The 15,957-nt window shown below is 60.6% G+C and carries 15 protein-coding genes and 3 pseudogenes; 10 read left to right on the top strand and 8 right to left on the bottom strand.

The genetic code is table 11. The features are described from left to right. Positions 1 to 45: 45 nt before the first annotated feature. A pseudogene (locus BN1800_RS36975) lies at positions 46 to 743 on the top strand (IS6 family transposase). A 62-nt stretch (positions 744 to 805) separates the two neighbouring features. Beyond that, positions 806 to 964, top strand: a pseudogene (locus BN1800_RS36970) (IS6 family transposase); the annotation flags it as partial. Between the two features lie 153 nt (positions 965 to 1,117). Here BN1800_RS36970 and BN1800_RS41830 read toward each other — a convergent pair. Next, positions 1,118 to 1,264, bottom strand: coding sequence for a hypothetical protein (locus BN1800_RS41830; RefSeq protein ID WP_156915366.1), 147 nt, complete (start codon positions 1,262 to 1,264; stop codon positions 1,118 to 1,120). Between the two features lie 168 nt (positions 1,265 to 1,432). On the opposite strand from BN1800_RS41830, the gene proV reads away from it, so the two are divergent. From proV to BN1800_RS36930, 8 genes and pseudogenes are all read left to right on the top strand, one after another. After that, complete coding sequence (gene proV / locus BN1800_RS36965; protein WP_027513131.1) at positions 1,433 to 2,665, top strand: glycine betaine/L-proline ABC transporter ATP-binding protein ProV; 1,233 nt, start codon at positions 1,433 to 1,435, stop codon at positions 2,663 to 2,665. 22 nt (positions 2,666 to 2,687) lie between these two features. Continuing rightward, positions 2,688 to 3,569: an ABC transporter permease gene (locus BN1800_RS36960; RefSeq protein ID WP_011654140.1), complete on the top strand. Its 882-nt coding sequence runs from the start codon at positions 2,688 to 2,690 to the stop codon at positions 3,567 to 3,569. 64 nt (positions 3,570 to 3,633) lie between these two features. Then, a complete protein-coding gene (locus BN1800_RS36955; RefSeq protein WP_027513130.1) occupies positions 3,634 to 4,506 on the top strand; it encodes a glycine betaine ABC transporter substrate-binding protein in 873 nt (290 codons plus the stop codon). A 70-nt stretch (positions 4,507 to 4,576) separates the two neighbouring features. Beyond that, positions 4,577 to 4,867, top strand: coding sequence for a helix-turn-helix domain-containing protein (locus BN1800_RS36950; protein WP_027513129.1), 291 nt, complete (start codon positions 4,577 to 4,579; stop codon positions 4,865 to 4,867). 49 nt (positions 4,868 to 4,916) lie between these two features. Further along, on the top strand, positions 4,917 to 5,261 hold the full coding sequence (locus BN1800_RS36945) for a DUF7674 family protein (RefSeq protein ID WP_018496485.1): 345 nt from the start codon (positions 4,917 to 4,919) through the stop codon (positions 5,259 to 5,261). A 521-nt stretch (positions 5,262 to 5,782) separates the two neighbouring features. Beyond that, positions 5,783 to 6,595 (top strand): IS5 family transposase, encoded by an 813-nt coding sequence (locus BN1800_RS36940; RefSeq protein ID WP_084606678.1) that lies wholly within the window; start codon positions 5,783 to 5,785, stop codon positions 6,593 to 6,595. Between the two features lie 101 nt (positions 6,596 to 6,696). After that, positions 6,697 to 7,245 (top strand): annotated as a pseudogene (locus BN1800_RS36935) (Tn3 family transposase); the annotation flags it as partial. Between the two features lie 108 nt (positions 7,246 to 7,353). Then, positions 7,354 to 7,941, top strand: a complete 588-nt coding sequence (locus BN1800_RS36930; protein ID WP_027513128.1) for a recombinase family protein — start codon at positions 7,354 to 7,356, stop codon at positions 7,939 to 7,941. 484 nt (positions 7,942 to 8,425) lie between these two features. On the opposite strand, the gene BN1800_RS36925 is transcribed toward BN1800_RS36930, so the two are convergent. The 7 genes from BN1800_RS36925 to BN1800_RS36895 all read right to left on the bottom strand — a co-directional run bounded on the left by BN1800_RS36925 (position 8,426) and on the right by BN1800_RS36895 (position 15,867). Next, positions 8,426 to 9,037: an NIPSNAP family protein gene (locus BN1800_RS36925; RefSeq protein WP_027513127.1), complete on the bottom strand. Its 612-nt coding sequence runs from the start codon at positions 9,035 to 9,037 to the stop codon at positions 8,426 to 8,428. Continuing rightward, positions 9,024 to 10,778, bottom strand: coding sequence for an FAD-dependent oxidoreductase (locus BN1800_RS36920; RefSeq protein WP_051336812.1), 1,755 nt, complete (start codon positions 10,776 to 10,778; stop codon positions 9,024 to 9,026). Before BN1800_RS36920 ends, BN1800_RS36925 begins: the two co-directional genes overlap by 14 nt. Next, positions 10,768 to 12,543 (bottom strand): FAD-dependent oxidoreductase, encoded by a 1,776-nt coding sequence (locus BN1800_RS36915; protein WP_051336811.1) that lies wholly within the window; start codon positions 12,541 to 12,543, stop codon positions 10,768 to 10,770. Before BN1800_RS36915 ends, BN1800_RS36920 begins: the two co-directional genes overlap by 11 nt. A 247-nt stretch (positions 12,544 to 12,790) precedes the next feature. Further along, positions 12,791 to 13,615, bottom strand: a complete 825-nt coding sequence (locus BN1800_RS36910; protein WP_027513126.1) for a sugar phosphate isomerase/epimerase family protein — start codon at positions 13,613 to 13,615, stop codon at positions 12,791 to 12,793. Positions 13,616 to 13,777: 162 nt separating this feature from the next. Beyond that, positions 13,778 to 14,593 (bottom strand): SDR family NAD(P)-dependent oxidoreductase, encoded by an 816-nt coding sequence (locus BN1800_RS36905; protein WP_087005502.1) that lies wholly within the window; start codon positions 14,591 to 14,593, stop codon positions 13,778 to 13,780. Between the two features lie 11 nt (positions 14,594 to 14,604). Further along, entirely contained in the window at positions 14,605 to 15,432 is an 828-nt protein-coding gene (locus BN1800_RS36900) for a shikimate dehydrogenase family protein (protein ID WP_087005498.1), read from the bottom strand. A gap of 18 nt (positions 15,433 to 15,450) precedes the next feature. Next, the gene (locus BN1800_RS36895) at positions 15,451 to 15,867 is read right to left on the bottom strand and encodes an ATP-binding cassette domain-containing protein (protein WP_087005495.1); all 417 of its coding nucleotides are present in this window, start codon (positions 15,865 to 15,867) and stop codon (positions 15,451 to 15,453) included. Between the last annotated feature and the right edge of the window lie 90 nt (positions 15,868 to 15,957).

Below are 15,957 nucleotides of genomic sequence, written 5' to 3'. Positions count from 1 at the left end.
GCATCGTCAACTTAACGGAATGTGGAATTCGATGTGCGATGAAGGTTGATGACAGACCGTGATCCACTCTATCGTCGACATCGCTTTCCCGCTGAAGTTATTGCCCACGCCGTGTGGCTCTATTTCCGTTTCCCTCTGAGCCTGCGAATGGTCGAGGACTTGCTGGCTGCCCGTGGGATCATTGTCTCGCACCAGACCGTCCGGCTGTGGGCGGAGAAATTCGGCCGCACCTTTGCCAACGAGATCCGTCGTCGATCATCCGGTTGGCTTGGGGACAAGTGGCATCTCGATGATGCCGTTGTTTCAATCCGCGGCAAGAAGCATTGGCTGTGGCGCGCAGTTGATCAGGACGGTTTCGTCTTGGAGGTTCTCGTACAAAGCCGCCGAAATGCAAAGGCCGCCAAGCGCCTGATGTGCAAGCTCTTGAAGGGTCAGGGACGGTCGCCGCGTGCGATGATCACCGACAAGCTGCAGTCCTACGGCGCAGCAAAGCGAGAGATCATGCAGGGTGTCGAGCATCGCTTCCACAAAGGGTTGATAATCGGGCGGAGAATTCTCACCAACCAGTCCGGCGGCGAGAGCGGATCATGAAGTGCTTCAAGTCACAGCGACATCTACAACGCTTCGTCTCCATCCATGATCCGATCGCCAACCTATTTCAAATCCCGCGCCACGACATCTCCTCCGGCCACCATCGCGAACTGCGCACGGCGGCGATGAGCGTGTGGGCGAAAATTGCCTGAGCATGAGAGATATCTGCGGATGGCGTCTTTCGCTGGCCTTTCATCCGTTAAGCTTACGATGCCTGCCGAAGATCGGCGGATTCCAATCCTTCAAAACCGCGCGTCGAACTATCGCAGGGTTCGAAGCGATACTGTGGCTGCGAAAAGGGTTTGGCTTCTCCGGAGAGTGGACCGTCAATGATCAGAACGATCTGCTCGCGCGTCTCTTCGGACTTCAAAAGGCAATAAGGCGTGAAGAGCAGAACGTATTTCAGCTCAACGCGTTCGGCCGACCGCTTTGCGACACACGCGTTTCGCAACCCAGCGCTGGATGCACCCGAAGCCTCCCACAACGCCAGGGTCGCAGAAGCCCAAAACGGCCTATTTTTGCGCCATCACAATGACCCGCGGGCAATAAATTTCATTTTTTTATGGACATCGAGCGTATATCCACCTACATAACGTTCAACTTCTCCGCCGAAGCGCTGGTTTCGAAGGAACATGAAGCGCCGAACGCAGACGTTACTGTCGATGATTGCCATGATGACAGAGCCATACTTGGATGGCCAGATAAGTGATTAAATCAATAGCGCTTTGCTACGTTGAAAATACAGCCGACACTTGGAAGTGCGCAGCAGATACTGTCGTCTCGACAAGCATCGGCTAAAAAAGGAGAATGCCTGGCCTCTTGAGCTCGGCGCCCAAATTATATGAATTCTGCAACTGAAAAAGACGCGCCGACACAATCGGCAACGACCAAGATCAGCCTCAAGAACATCTACAAAGTCTTCGGCGAGCATCCGAAAAAAGCCTTCGCACTACTGCGGGCCGGAAAGACCAAGTCTGAAATTCATGCAGCAACGGGCTGCTCGATCGGCGTCAACGACGCCAGTTTCGATATTCGTGCCGGCGAGATATTCGTGATCATGGGCCTGTCGGGCTCCGGCAAATCAACGCTGCTGCGCCTTCTCAACCGACTGATCGAACCGAGTTCCGGATCGATCGAGATCGATGGCCGCGACATCACCGGCATGTCGCGCAGCGAGCTGATCGCGCTTCGCCGCCGCGACATCAGCATGGTCTTCCAATCCGTTGCACTGCTGCCGAACCGCACGGTCCTCAACAACGCCGCCTTCGGTCTCGAAGTCGCCGGTGTCGGCGAGGCCGGCCGCAAGCAGAAGGCACTGGCGGCGCTGAAGGCTGTCGGCCTCGATGGCTATGCCGACAGCCGCCCGGACCAGCTCTCCGGTGGCATGAAGCAGCGCGTCGGCCTCGCCCGCGCACTGGCCAGCGAGCCGACGATCCTGCTGATGGACGAAGCCTTCTCGGCCCTCGACCCGCTGATCCGCACGGAAATGCAGGACGAACTGGTTCGCCTGCAGTCGGAACACAGCCGCACCATCGTTTTCGTCAGCCACGATCTCGACGAGGCGATGCGCATCGGCGACCGGATCTGCATCATGCAGAACGGCAATGTCGTGCAGGTCGGCACGCCCGACGAAATCGTCACCCAGCCGGCCAACGACTATGTTCGCTCGTTCTTCCGCAATGTCGATGTCGCCCATGTCTTCAAGGCCGGCGATGTTGCCCGCAAGTCGCAGGTGACGATCATCGAGCGCGAAGGCGTGTCCGCTGCCGCAGCGCTCGAGCGAATGAAGAATTACGATCGTGAATACGCGATCATCCTCGGCCGCGACAAGACCTATCACGGCATGATCAGCCAAACTTCGCTGATCGAGAAGATGCGGGCCAAGGCAGCCGACCCCTATCGCGGCGCTTTCCTGACCGAGATCCAGGCCATTCCGGCTTCCGAGCCTTTGTCGAACGTGCTCGGCAAGGTCGCCGCCAGCCCATGGCCGGTACCCGTCGTCTGCGATCGCAACCGCTATATCGGCTCCATCAGCAAGTCGGCGCTGCTCGAAACGCTCGATCGCGCCAGCTGACCCCAAACACATCGGATATACTATGAACTTCGATATCGGAAACGGCATCGACGCTGCCGTCAATTACGTCCTCGACAATTTCTCACCGCTGCTGGACGCCATCGCCGCGACCATCGGCTTCGTCACGGATGGCATCCAGAATGCCCTGCTGGCTATCCCCATGCCTGTCGGCATCGCGATCTTCGTGATCCTGTCGCTCTGGCGTGTCGGCATCGGCTTTGCGGTGTTCACCGCGCTCGGCCTGCTGCTCGTCAATCACATCGCCCTCTGGGGCCCGATGATGGAGACGCTATCGCTGGTGATCGCCTCGACGCTGATCGCCATGCTGGTCGGCCTGCCGCTCGGCATCTCCATGGCGCGCAAGGATTCCGTCGCCGCCTTCGTGCGCCCTGTTCTGGACCTGATGCAGACCATGCCGGCCTTCGTCTACCTGATCCCGGCCGCGATGTTCTTCGGCCTCGGTGCCGTACCCGGCGCGATCGCCACGGTGATCTTCTCGATGCCACCGGTGGCCCGCCTCACCAATCTCGGCATCCGCCAGGTGGATGGCGAATTCATCGAGGCCGGCAATGCCTTCGGCTGCACCGCTACGCAGTTGCTCTTCAAGGTGCAGTTGCCGAATGCCCTGCCCTCGATCATGGCCGGCATCAACCAGACGATCATGTTGTCGCTGTCGATGGTGGTGATCGCCTCGATGATCGGTGCCGGTGGCATCGGCAACACGGTACTGACGGGCATCCAGCGTCTCGATGTCGGCACCGGCTTCGAAGGCGGTATCGCCGTTGTCATCCTGGCCGTCATTCTCGACCGGATCACCCAGAGCCTCGGAAAACCCCGCGCCGCCTTCTGGCTGGGACTGTTCCGCAAGACCGAGCGCGAGGAACTGGCGACCGCTACCGCCTGATCCCCGCGTCAGACCAATGCGGGCAACGACCCGTCTAATGCGAACCTTCACAAAAGGAGCACATATGTTCAAAACACTCGCAACCCTCGGCCTCGCCGCCGCCCTTCTCGTTGGCACCGTCACAGCGACCATGGCTGCGGATGCCAAGCCGGTGAAGATCGGCTGGGCCGCATGGTCCGACGCCGAATTCGTCACTAAGCTCGCTGCCAGGCTGATCGAGACCAAGCTCAACCAGAAGGTCGAGCTTGTGCAGGCAGACGTGGCGCCGCTCTACCAGGGTGTCGGCCGCGGCGATCTCGATGCGATGATGATGGCCTGGCTGCCGCAGACCCATGCGGACTATTATGCCAAGGTCAAGGAGAAGGTCGAGACGCTCGGCACCGTCTATGACGGCGCCAAGCTCGGCTGGGTCGTCCCGGACTACATTCCCGCAGACCAGATCGGCTCGATCGAGGATCTCAAGAAGGAAGACGTCCAGAAGAAGCTCTCCGGCACCATCCAGGGCATCGACCCCGGCGCCGGCCTAACGCGCCTGTCGGAGAAGGCCGAGAAGGATTACGGGCTGGGCGGCTACAAGCTGCAGATCTCCAGCGAAGCCGGCATGCTGACCACCGTCGATCGCGCCGTGCGCGGCGAAAAGTGGTTCGTGGCCACCGCCTGGAGCCCGCACTGGATGTTCGGCAAGCACCAGCTGCGCTACCTCGACGACCCGAAAAAGTCGCTGGGTGAAGCCGAGCACGTCGACATTCTGGCGCGCAAGGACTTCAAGTCGGAAAATCCCAAGGTTGCCGACTTCCTGTCGCGCATGAAGCTGCCGATTCCCGATCTGGAAGCGGCGATGTTTACCGCGCAGCAGAGCTCCTATGATGAAGCAGTCGACAAGTACATTGCCGACCACCCCGACCAGGTGAAGAGCTGGATCGGCGAGGAAGGCTGATCTCCGACATCATGCTCCCCAGCACCATCGTGCTGGTGAGCATCTTCGCAAGATCGAGCAGGAGCGACAGTTGTATATCGACAGCCCGGACACGTTCTACACGACTGACGACACCATCGGCGGCCGGATATCGCTGGGGCGCGACGCGAACGGCCTGTCGGTCGAAGCCGCCTCCCTCGCAATCGGCATCGCGGCAGGCACCTGGATCGACTGGGAAAACGATCGTGACGCTCCCTTCCCCGACCGCCTCGTGATGATTGCCGAAGCGCTCGGGGTCAGCCTGGCGTGGCTCGTCAGCGGACGTGGCGAAGGGCCAACCTGGATCACCAGTGACAACGTTTCTGCCTTTCGTCCGGACTGACGGCCAACGGCCGCGCCAAACGATTTCAGCAGGACAAGGAACGACATCGATGGATACCAGCACAATCACATCCGAACTGACGCAGAACATACCTGGGGCGCCGGCCCTGGAAGCAGGATCGACAACCGGCCAGCCGATCGATCTCTCCGCCATGCACGCCCTCTATTCGGATATGGGATGGCTGATCGCCGAGCGTTTTTCATCGCTTGAAGACCGCCAGAGGGTATTCGAGCTGATCGAGCTCGGCATGCGAAGCGGTGACCCCAAACTGAAGCATGCGGTATCGACCGGCTTGATCGAAGCGATGATTTCCCGCACCGGCGCGCAGCCGGCGAGGTGGCGACAGATCTCGGCGCAGCTCGGACCGCTGTCCGCTGCCTATATCCACGGATAGCTTTTTCCCCTGCCAAGTTCCGCCCATCTCGGCCGGCATCAGCGTGGATCGCAGATGCCGGCCTGTTCGTCTTCGGCCAGCCCCTTTCTCGTCACGTGCAGGATAGACAGCGCCGGCGAAGGCTGCCGGGTGCGCCGATTGCCGACGGCGCGATCCTGCGAACCCGATTCCCTTCGCCTACCCCTTCGCAATTGCGACAGAAGACATCGGAGTTGAGGAGGTGACCAGACGAAAGGATCAGACGCCGGACTGATGTTCAGGTGCGCCGTGTACAAGCTGAAACTCCGGCGAGTGAACCAGATGAAGATAACGTTTGAGAGCGCCGGTGCAAAAGTCGGCCACGGTAACGGCGCGATAATCTCGCCGTAGGGGCGGAGTAGAACCCGGCCACCTATCTTCCTTCTGCACTGAACGCAGGAGGGACAAGGGGATCTACACCGTGGAATTGGGCGTTGTTGCGTGGATCACCCGGCGACTAATATTGAGCGGTTGTTTTCAGTCTCCTGATCCGGATTTCGACGATGCCGCACACGTTCAATGCCGATCGGCGGGACAAGATTGCCAAGCAGAAATATCAAGTGACGAATTGGCCGGCATATAATGAAAGCCTGCGTCAACGTGGTGATTTGACCATCTGGGTGAAGGATGAGGCCCTGTCTTTATGGACGGCGCGGAGGCGGACATCGCGGGGTGGTCAGCCGAAATACTCGGATCTGGCGATTACGTTGTGCTTGACCCTGCGCGTCGTCTACGGGCTGGCGCTACGCCAGACCCAAGGCTTGATGCGCAGTGTCGCGGCGCTGATGGGGTTCGATATTGCCGTGCCTGACTTCTCCACCCTGTCTCGCCGGAGCAAAGGGCTGGCGTTGCCGTCGACAAAGTCCCGAGCCACAACATCAGGTCCGGTCGATCTGGTTGTCGACAGCACCGGCTTGAAGGTCTTCGGCGAGGGCGAGTGGCTGGAAAACAAGCACAAAACCAAGGCCAAACGCAAAAGATGGCGCAAACTGCACCTTGGTCTCAATCTTGTCAGCGGTGAGATTGTTTGTTCCGATCTGACCGTGGCTGATGTCGGCGATCCGACAGCGTTACCAGGACTTCTGGACCAGATCGGTGGCGCCGTCGAGAAGTTCATTGCCGACGGTGCCTATGATGGAACGCCAAGCCGAGATCTTCTGGCGACACGCTTTGGTGAGATCGTGGAGGTCATTATCCCACCTCCCAAGACTGCCGTTGCCAGCCCTCAATCGGTGCTGGTTCCATCTGTCCGCGATCGCCATATTGCAGAAATGCAGACCAAAGGGCGGATGGCATGGCAGAAATCCACCGGCTAAACAAGCGCAGTCGCGCTGAGACCCAGATGGGTCGATGGAAGGCTGTGATCGGGCCCAAACTCAAAGCGCGAGATTTTGACAATCAGAAGACTGAAGCGACCCTGACCAAGACAATAGATTGGGAGCTGATCGAGAAGCAGTACGATCAGATGATCAAATACACGGCCGCGCTCCGCAGCCGGACCGCCGAGCCGGAGGCGATCCTGCGCCGGTTTGCCCGGGCGGCCGTCAAGCACCCGACCTATGATGCGTTGTCCGAGCTCGGACGCGCCGTCAAAACCATATTCCTGTGCCGCTATCTGGCCGAGGAAGCGTTCCGTCGTGAGATCCACGAAGGATTGAACGTGGTCGAGAACTGGAACAGCGCCAACGGCTTTATCTTTTTCGGCAAGGGCGGTGAGATATCGAGCAACCGCCTGGAGGATCAGGAGCTCTCGGTGCTGGGCCTGCATTTGCTGCAGAACTGTCTGGTCTATGTGAATATCCTGATGTTGCAGCAGATCCTCTCGGAGCCGGCTTGGGCGGGCCGGATGACGGAGGAAGATTGGCGAGGGTTGACGCCGATGATCTATGGCCACGTCAATCCATATGGCGAGTTCGATCCGGACATGGAGCAGCGCATTGCGTTCGAGCCCGCTCTTGCAGCGTAAAGCAGTGTGCTATCGGCGGCTACGTTCCGGCGGCTCACCAAAAATCAAGGGTTTGGCATGGGCGAAAACCTGTTGCCAAATTAAACGTCAAGGCAACAGGTTTGTGCGATGATTCTGGGCTATGCGAGGGTCTCCAAAGCAGACGACCAGGACACCGCCGCCCAGGTCGCGGCTCTCAAGGCCGCCGGGTGCGAACGTGTGTTCGAGGAGAAGGCCTCGGGTGGTCGTTGGGACAGGCCGGAACTCCATCGGCTTCTCGACCAGGTGCGCGCCGGCGACGTCCTGGTGGTCTGGAAGCTCGATCGACTGTCGCGCTCCCTCAAGGATCTGCTTCATGTCCTGGAACAGCTCGACAAAGCTGGCGCCGCGTTCCGCTCTCTGACCGAAGCGATCGAGACTGCCGGCCCGGCCGGCCGAATGATGATGCAAATGCTTGGCTCCTTTGCAGAATTTGAGCGCGCCATGGTCAAAGAGCGTACCCAGGCCGGCCTGAAGAATGCCCGCGCGCATGGCCGCGTTGGTGGTCGTCAACCCAAGCTCACGTCCGATCAGAAGATCGAGGTCCGAGCCATGCTTGACGCCGGCAGAAGTGCCGCCGACATTGCCAGAATATTCCGCGTCCATCGCGCAACCATCAGCCGCGTCGTCGCGCAGGACAGAGCCAGCGCCTCGACCCCGCTACGCGCCGTTCCCTAAATGTTCGGTTTGGTGGCCAAAAAATCGAGCTATGATGTCACCGGGCCCTTTACGCCATCATCCGCGAGCTTGATCCATTCCTTGTGGTACGCAGCCACCATGACGTTGAGACAGTCGTCATTGTTCGCGGGGTTGATCACATCGACGTGGGCTTCGAGCACTGAGCGCAGCAGATGTCCATGCCGGTGTATCCACCAGCTGCTCGAATGAGGAGGGCCGCGTTCGAGTTGCTATATCCAACGTTATGTTATAACATATCGCATAAGCAGATTTATGGAACTGATCTGCATATCCCAATCCACCGAATTCCGCTCCAGGCGACGATCGCATGGAACAGTTACCACCATAAGCCACATCAGACCCTCAGCGACTAACTGTATTTGCATGGTTAGTGTGTGATAGTTCATTCTCAAACATCAGCATAGTCAGCAGTTTCAAATCGCCCCGCCAAGAAGCCAAGCCGGAGCGACGGATCCAATGGCGGTTACTTCAATGGAGAGTTTGCCGTTGGGTAGGCGATGGTGGAATGCATGTCGGTGGTCAGCCAGTCCGGGCCGCCTTTCGGTGGCCATATGCCCTTGGCGACGGAATCCGCGCGGATCTGGCCGCGGTCGTTGACGGATGCATAGGGCCAGATATGCGTCATGCGCGGCCGGCCATCGATGCCATAGAGGCAGATGGTCAGTTTGGACAGTTCGCTGCGTGGCGGAACCGCCGCCTCCCAGGCACGGATTGTCGGCTCCAGTCCGCCCGTCTTAAGGATATAGGTGCGGAATTCGTAGGCAGGCCCGAAAGTGCCGGTCTCGACCGGCGGGAGAAAGGGAAACGGTTCGTAGCCTTCCAGGCTGAGTGCCGTCAGCCATTCGGCCGAACCGAAGGGATTGGACGCGCGCAGCGTGCGGTCACGTTCCGCATCGTAGTCGGCCGGCGTATCGAAACCGCGCAGCACAAGCACGCGGTTCAACGCACCGATATCGGCAAAGAAGATGCCGAGCAGACGACCCTTTCCTTCACTCGCAAAGGCTTCGATGGCAGGCGCTGCCTTTCCGGCCGCTCCCATCGTCGTGGACAGTGTCGCTATCTCATAACGTTGCATGGCTGGTCCTTTCATTCGTCACGATGCCGGGTTTTGTTCCCGAGAGGTCCTTGGTATTACCGGAAGCGTGCTTGGCGACACGCCAACCGAAGACGATAGCCGGCCCGATAGTGGTTCCGGGACCGGGATATGTTCCGCGAAAGATCGATGCGAGATCGTTGCCGCAAGCGTAGAGACCCTCGATCGGTTCGCCAGCCTCATCGAGAACGCGCCCGTATTCGTCACCAGAGAGCCCGGCGCTCGACGCGAGATCGGAGGGCTGAACGGCGACCGCATAGAAGGGAGCCTTCCCGACGGGCGCGAGGCAGGGATTGCCGCCGGCCTGCGCATCGCCGTTGAAACGGTTGACGATCGATGACCCGCGCCCGAACGCTTCGTCCACACCGCTTGCGGCAAATCCATTGTAGGTATCGATGGTCTCCTTGAGAGCCAAGGCATCGCAACCGATCCTGCCGGCAAGTGCGGCAAGGGTCGCAGCCTCGATCACGTAACCAGCCTTCACCATGGCGGAGAGGTTGCGCGCTCCCGGCAAGACCAATCCGAGGCCATAACGCTGCATGAACGTTGCATCGCAGACAAGAAAGGCGGGTATCGAACCGCTGGCGATCTGGCCCATCGAGAAATCATGATAGGAGTCGGCCTCGTTGACGAAGCGCCGGCCCGCGGAATTGACGGCCAGCAGGCCAGGCTTGGCACGGTCGAGAATGATGTGAGGCCAGACCGCAAGTCGCCCGTCCGGCCGCCGGTAGGATGAGCATGGCATCCACAGCGCCGGGCTGTCGCCCCCATCCTCGAAACGAGCGCCGACGGCCGTGGCGACATCCGCGCCATCGCCGGTATTGCTTTCCGGAGCGAGCGCGTAATCGCGCGCGCCCTTCGGAAACAGCCTTTCCCGGATCCTCTTATTCCAGCAGACGCCGCCAGTCGCCAGGACAACACCCTTGCGAGCGCGAATGCGACGAACGCCCGAAGGCCCGTCAATGACGGCACCGACGACCTGGCCGTGTTCGACAAGCAGTTCCCGGATGCCCGCGTTGAAGAGAATGGGTACTTTGGCCTTGCGCAAGCTGTGCAGTAACCGCCCCACCAGCGCGTTTCCCATCAAGAGCCGCGTGCCGCGCCGGTAAGTCGCACGATCGCGGGCATATCGTCCGACGATGGAAAGCGCCTCGCGCAGATTGCCGATCGATTTGAACGGCGCCAGAAGCGACCCAAGTTCCGCGCGTCCGACCATCATGCCACCAAGGCCCATGAATTCCGGACGCGGCGGACGCACGCGTGCAAAATCCTCGCGACTGAGCAGCCTGCCGTCAAAGGTCAACGGAGCGAGCGCGCGGCCACCATAAGCCGACCCCGGTCCATCAAGATAATCGGGATGAGCGGCCGCCGCGGCGAATTTCACATCAGTCCGTCTGTCGAGCTCCTCGATTGCCTGGCGACCGGACGCAAGAAATGCCTCGCGCAGCCGGATACCGCCTCGATTTGCGACGACCGCCTGAAGAAATTCTCGCGCATCCTCTACCCTGTCCGGAACACCGGCTCGCTCGGAAAGATGCGTACCGGGAACCCAGGCAGTCCCGCCAGATGTCGATGTTGTGCCACCGACCTGCCCGGTTTTCTCGCACAGAACAACGCTCAATCCTTCCAGCGCCGCAACCAGTGCCGCCGTCATGCCGCCCGCCCCTGCTCCGCAAACCAGCAGATCGACCTCTTCGGTATCCTGCCCGAATTCAGACCGCATTTTCCTTGCTCCCATGATCTTGATGTTCCGCCGCATCGCGCGCGATGCTTTCGGCAGCCAGAAATCCGAATGTCATGGCCGGACCAAGCGTGATGCCGCCACTCGGATAATAGCCGCCCATGATGCTGTTCATGTCGTTGCCCGCCGCATAGAGGCCCGGGATCGGCTGCCCCTCCCCGTCCAGAACCCGCGCATCGACATCGGTAACGATGCCGGAGAAAGTGCCGAGGCTGCCGGGAACAATGCGCACAGCGTAGAACGGTCCGTCGACGATCGGAGCAAGGCACGGATTGGGCTTGTGGTCCGGGTCGCCCTGAACGCGTTGGTAGGGCGTTGTCCCGCGATGAAAGGCGGGGTCGTCGCCGCGCGCGGCATGCCTGTTGAAATCGTCGATGGTGCGCTGAAGGCCGGTCGGATCAATACCGCAGCGGCTCGCCAGCTTCGGTACAGTCGCGGCCCGCGTGAGATAGCCATTTCTCAGCCAGCGTCCCATCGGTATCGGGAAAGGCTTGACTGCGCCCAGGCCGTAGCGGCGGATGAAACGATGATCGCAGATCAGCCACGAAACGGCCGGCTCACCTTCGGGCGTCGCGGCAATCATCTCCCTGACGTAATCATAATAGGGGCCGCCCTCATCGACGAACCGACGACCGGAGGCCATTACTGCTATGATGCCGGGCTTGCCGCGCTCGACCAGATGCGGAAAGCGGCCGACGCTTCCGTCGGTGCGCGGCACCAGCGATACCGGTGCATAGGCCGCAGCCTGCGCCATCCGGCCGGACACGTGTCCACCCGCCGCCTCCGCAAGCCGGATGCCATCGCCGCTATTGGTCTCAGGTGCTGCGGACCGGTGCGGCGTTCCGGATCGGACGTGCGGCAACTGCTCCCGAAGACGGCGTTCGTCATGCGGGAAGCCACCGGTCGCCAGCACCACGCCATGTCCCGCGACGATATCGTGTCGGATTTCTCCGCTCGTGAAGGCAGCGCCGACAACGCGCTGTCCATCCCGCAGCAATTCGCACACCGCCGCGCCGGTTCGAAGCTCCACACCCGCATCGACCGCGGATCGCAGTAGCCGGGCAACAAGAGCATTGCCATTCATGAGCTGCACCGGCTGGCCATGAAAAAGGAGGTCGCGGAAATGCTTCACAAGGCGACGCGAAACATAGGTGAAGGCCGACAGCGAGCGGGTGGCCGAAAGGAACATGCGCATGTCCTGGCCAGCCGCTATTCCCATGCCCATCAAAGTTGTCTCGGCAATGGGCCGGCGCAGGCGGCCGAGCAAGCCGCCGAGCAGGCGGCCGTCATAAGGTGCCGCAACGACCGAGCGCCACCCGGTCGCCGCCCCCGGCACATTGCCATAGAAGTCAGGCACGCCGCTTCCCGGATTGAAATGGACTTCTGTTTCGCGCTCGAAGAAATCCAGCATACGGGGCGCGGCCTCCAGGTATCCCTCGATCATCCCGCTGTCATAGGCATTGCCGAGGATGTGGCGCAGATAGGTCTTAGGGCCATCCACATCCTCACCCCTGCCGGCCGCTATCGCATGCGGCGCATTCGGCACCCAGAGCCATCCGCCCGAATAAGCAGTGGTACCGCCGAAGACGTCTGCTTTTTCCAGCACCACGACCTTCATACCCAGGTGGGCGGCCGTGACTGCCGCCGATAAACCGCCGGCTCCCGACCCGATGACCAGGACATCGCATCGAAGGCGCTGTCGGCCCTCGGCGGGCCTGCCGTTCGCGACATGATCGACATCTGGCATGTTCGGCTCCTCAGCCCTTATCAGATGGCAGCCGCGTGCCGCGGGGCACCGGACGCTGCTGTCGCAAGCAATGGACAGAATGTCGCCGGAACGACCGCTCCCGAAGCGGATAGCCGCCCAAATGTGAATTTGCCGCTGTCGCCGTTCGCAACGGATTTGATGACACGCACTGTCTCCTCCTGCAGTTTTGCGTTCCATGAACCACCGTTTTCCTCGACAGACGGCGGGTCGACAAAAATCGCGGCCGCTATCGGCCATGCCCTGCGCGGGCAACCACATCGCGCGCGGTCTTCAACGCCATGGCAGCCCGTTGCGCGGGCGTGTGGAGCGCTGCAAGTTCACGGGAGGCAACCTCGACGCTGATAGGCGCTTCTGCCGGCATCGAGCGGATGAAGGATACGAGATCAATTCCTCCGGCGCCGGGCATCATGCGCTCTCCCCTCGCCACACGGATAAGAGCTTCGTCGCTCGGATCGTAGTCCTTTGCCGCGTCGCAGAGCTGTATATAATTGACACAGCGCGTCGGAATGGCGTCAAGATCGCTCGCTTTTCTCCCGGACCGGTCCCAATGAAGAGCATCGGCCAGAACGCCACCGTTCGGCTCTGCGGCGGCCTCGACGACGGCAATCGCCTGGGTGGCATCTTGTACGGCGGTCCACGGCATGAATTCGAGATCTGCCGTCAACCGATATTTCGATGCGAGCGCAGCAAAGGCGGCAAAGTTTTCCGTCAGCCGCGCCTGTTCCGGGTCGTCCCCTGCCACGAGGATGTTCGACGCGCCAAGCGCTGCCGCACATTCAAGGAACGGCACGAATTCATCGGCTTTTGTCTGCGGTTTCAGTCGAACGATCTCCACGTCTCCGACCCGGATACCGCTATCCGCAATCGCCCTGCGTGCTTCGGCCAACAACGCCTTGTCGGTGAGAAGCGGATATGGCCCCTCTCCCGATGCAGCGGCTGGCAATATCCGAAGGCCGACACGGTCAAATCCGGCCTCGCCCGCGATGCGGATAGCCTCGACAGGCCCGACATCCGCAACAGTCAAGAAGGCTAGCGCGTATAGTCTCGTCATCTATCTTACCTCTCCTCCCGGCTCGGCAGGCCATGGCCTTCCCGCTCGAGTTCGATATACAACCAACATGAGTGGAATTTCATTACAAACTGGAATACTGTTCAACTTCAAATCAACCAAGAGCTATCAGTCGATATAATGCTGCGACAGCCCCAGCCGTCATCAACGGACTTTGTCCGGACGGCCGGGGATGAGGTTGAGCATTCCTTCGGAAAGGCCACCATCAATGCGCAACGCGACCCCGGTGATATAGCTCGCCTTGTCGCTGGTCAGGAAAGCTACAGCATCGCCGATATCCCGCGGCGTTCCAATACGGCCGAGCGGCACGAGGCTTTCACGTTTTCGGCGGGTGTCTTCATCCTGATAGACCGTTTCCGTCAGCGGCGTTCTGATCATACCGGGACATACGGCGTTGACCCTGATCCCATCGCCGGCCCATTCCTGAGCCAACTGCCGACAAAGCATGACCAAACCGGCCTTGGCTGTCGAATACGCACCGTAGCCGGGATGCGGCGACAATCCAGACATGGAGGCTACCGCAGTGATCGTGCCTCGCGTTTCGGTCAAGGCGGGATAAGCGGCGCGTGCGAGAAGCCATGTGGCGCGCAGGTTCAGGTCCAGCGTCGCCTGCCAGTCTTCATCGGGCAGGTTCGCCAGCTTGCCCGGCCGAGATTGCCCCGCATTCGACACGATCGAATCCAGTCGCCCGGCCCAGTCAATCACCTGGCCGATCAGATTGTTGCAGGCACAGGCATCCGTCAGGTCCGCAACGAATGCCCTCGCCTCGATCTCGCCTTCACCGTCAGCCGACGTGAGATCCGAGACCAGGGCTGAAAGAGCCATGCTTTCGCGGCTTCCATGAACCGCAAGCCGCAGCGAATGCCCGGTCAACCGCGCCTCCTCGGCGAGCGCTTCACAGACCCCGCGACCGATGCCGCCGCTTGCGCCGGTTACCAGCACCGTCCGTGCCGCAGTCATGGTCTTCTCCATCAGGCTGACGCCGTTGAGGCATTGCCGAGCGCCTGCAGGAAGAATTTGAGCATCAGGTTCTGCTCCGCCTTGTACATGTCGATGCCAACACTCGTCCGGCATCCCTTCTTCCGCGCGGCTTCGCTCCAGGGGGAAACGGCCGGCGCGGTGATGACACATGCGGCAAACGCTTCAGGCGAAAGCTTTTCGACCTGGACCGGGAATGGATCCTCAGGCCGCATGCCCATCGGCGTTGCGTTGACCACCAGCTCGAAACCGGTCGGATCGCTGGATCCTGCCTTGACACGATCACCGTAGAACTCCTGCAGGCGTGTGATCAGCTCCTCACGGCGCTTGGCGTCCACGTCGAATATGGCGAGTTCGGAAACGTCCGCATCCAGAAGCGCCTGGGCAATTGCTCGGCCAGCCCCGCCTGCGCCGACCAGAAGTGTCTTCTTGCCGACCGGGTCGCCGCCCTGCGAGCGGATACCGCCGAGCATTCCAAGCCCATCGAACATCTCGCCATGCCATGTACCGTCCGCGTTGCGGCTGAGAACGTTGATCGAACCGACAATGCGCGCACGCTCCGTTGCTGTGGCGCAATGCGTCAGCGATACGAACTTGTGTGGGATCGTCACGATAATGCCGTCGATATTCTTGGTGCGGCCGGCGGTGCGAATGAAATCATCGACGTCGTCCACCGAGGTCTGGATCGGCACGACCACAGCGTTCAGGCCAGCCTCAACGAAGGCCGCCGTCATGCCCGCCGGCGATTTCACCTGAGCAATGGGGTCACCGATAATCGGGTAGATGCGTGTTGCACCGCTGATGTAAAATGGCTGGGTCATAGAAAGTGTCCTTTCCTGTCAGTGTTCGCCGGCCACGCCCAGAAGGCGGGCCTGGGTTGCGGTATCGTTTGCGAGGTCATAGGCGCTGCCTTCGTAGGCGACCTGTCCATTGACCATGATGTAGGCCCGGTCGGTGATCGAGAGGATGCTCTCGGCGTGGTGCTCGACAATCACCAGGCTGGCACGGTCGCGCAGTTTGACCACTGCTTCCATGATGTCCTGAACGATGGCTGGCGCCAGACCTTCAAAGGGCTCGTCGAGAAGAATGACCTTGCTCGGAACCATCAGTGCCCGGGCAACGGCAACCATCTGCCGCTCGCCACCGGAAAGCCCCTGAGCCTTCTGCTTCTGGAGGATCTTGAGCTTCGGGAACAGCTCGAATACCTCCTCGACGCTGATGCCACCCTCGCGGCGGGCGAGCAGGAGGTTTTCCATGACGGTAAGGTGCTGGAGGCCTCAGTGCATTTTTGGGACACGGATATGCGGTAGCGGTTATTGGCGCAGATCGATGACGCCGAGTTCGTG

It is taken from the genome of Rhizobium sullae, assembly GCF_900169785.1.
In the GTDB taxonomy this organism is placed as follows: Bacteria; Pseudomonadota; Alphaproteobacteria; order Rhizobiales; family Rhizobiaceae; genus Rhizobium; species Rhizobium sullae.
The sequence above is the reverse complement of the archived record's forward strand: the minus strand, read 5'-3'. Positions and strand labels throughout refer to the sequence as shown.

Coding starts and splice junctions, on each gene's coding strand:
- BN1800_RS41830 (WP_156915366.1), bottom strand. CDS start 1,264: ATGGCAATCATCGACAGTAACGTCTGCGTTCGGCGCTTCATGTTCCTT.
- proV (WP_027513131.1), top strand. CDS start 1,433: ATGAATTCTGCAACTGAAAAAGACGCGCCGACACAATCGGCAACGACC.
- BN1800_RS36960 (WP_011654140.1), top strand. CDS start 2,688: ATGAACTTCGATATCGGAAACGGCATCGACGCTGCCGTCAATTACGTC.
- BN1800_RS36955 (WP_027513130.1), top strand. CDS start 3,634: ATGTTCAAAACACTCGCAACCCTCGGCCTCGCCGCCGCCCTTCTCGTT.
- BN1800_RS36945 (WP_018496485.1), top strand. CDS start 4,917: ATGGATACCAGCACAATCACATCCGAACTGACGCAGAACATACCTGGG.
- BN1800_RS36940 (WP_084606678.1), top strand. CDS start 5,783: ATGCCGCACACGTTCAATGCCGATCGGCGGGACAAGATTGCCAAGCAG.
- BN1800_RS36930 (WP_027513128.1), top strand. CDS start 7,354: ATGATTCTGGGCTATGCGAGGGTCTCCAAAGCAGACGACCAGGACACC.
- BN1800_RS36925 (WP_027513127.1), bottom strand. CDS start 9,037: ATGCAACGTTATGAGATAGCGACACTGTCCACGACGATGGGAGCGGCC.
- BN1800_RS36920 (WP_051336812.1), bottom strand. CDS start 10,778: ATGCGGTCTGAATTCGGGCAGGATACCGAAGAGGTCGATCTGCTGGTT.
- BN1800_RS36915 (WP_051336811.1), bottom strand. CDS start 12,543: ATGCCAGATGTCGATCATGTCGCGAACGGCAGGCCCGCCGAGGGCCGA.
- BN1800_RS36910 (WP_027513126.1), bottom strand. CDS start 13,615: ATGACGAGACTATACGCGCTAGCCTTCTTGACTGTTGCGGATGTCGGG.
- BN1800_RS36905 (WP_087005502.1), bottom strand. CDS start 14,593: ATGACTGCGGCACGGACGGTGCTGGTAACCGGCGCAAGCGGCGGCATC.
- BN1800_RS36900 (WP_087005498.1), bottom strand. CDS start 15,432: ATGACCCAGCCATTTTACATCAGCGGTGCAACACGCATCTACCCGATT.
- BN1800_RS36895 (WP_087005495.1), bottom strand. CDS start 15,867: ATGGAAAACCTCCTGCTCGCCCGCCGCGAGGGTGGCATCAGCGTCGAG.